We start from the raw sequence: 569 nt of genomic DNA, 5'->3' as shown, positions 1-569 counted from the left end.
CCTCTGCCCCGACCCGGTCGCCGAAGACCTGGTGCTCATCGTCTCCGAACTGGTCACCAACGCCGTCACCCACGCCAAGGCGCCTTACGCGCTCACGGTCAGCATGGAAAAGGGGCGGGTAGGCATTGCGGTCAGCGACGGATCCGTCGACCTGTCCGGCCGGCAAGGCGAGCCGGAGGAGACCGCCGAAAGCGGGCGTGGCCTGAAGATCGTCCGAGCTCTCGGCGCGGATCTCTTCGTCAGTCCCTCGGACAGTGGCAAGCAGGTCATCGCGGTCCTGACCTGGGAGCCCGCGCACAGCGCGTAGCCGCTGCGGGTGGCAGTGCCGACGGCCACCCGCAGCCCACCCGCCCGGCCCGGCCCGGGACACGGTCAACGCGTCCCGCAGGGCCGGAGGGTCACCGGTCCGCGCCGCCCCGTCTTGTCGGCGGCGGACCGGGGCTCTTGCCCTCGGCGGTCGGTCAGGCGTTGACGCAGGTGTTGCCGAAGGACGGATTCAGCAGGCCGATGACGCTGACGGTGTTGCCGCAGGCGTTGATCGGGATGTGGACGGGCACCTGGATCAGGTT

Annotated in this window: 2 protein-coding genes; one reads left to right on the top strand and one right to left on the bottom strand. The window is 70.3% G+C overall.

The annotated features are described in order from the left end of the window. The coding region (locus IE321_RS41680) for an ATP-binding protein (RefSeq protein WP_190226805.1) at positions 1 to 307 on the top strand (307 nt) is incomplete at its 5' end. 154 nt (positions 308 to 461) lie between these two features. Here the strand turns inward: IE321_RS41680 and IE321_RS41675 are convergent. Beyond that, on the bottom strand, positions 462 to 569 hold a 108-nt coding region (locus IE321_RS41675), incomplete at its 5' end, for a chaplin (RefSeq protein ID WP_190226804.1).

Origin of the sequence: Streptomyces hydrogenans (genome assembly GCF_014656075.1) — a bacterium.
Lineage (GTDB): Bacteria > Actinomycetota > Actinomycetes > Streptomycetales > Streptomycetaceae > Streptomyces > Streptomyces hydrogenans.
This window is presented reverse-complemented; position numbering and strand designations above follow the sequence as displayed.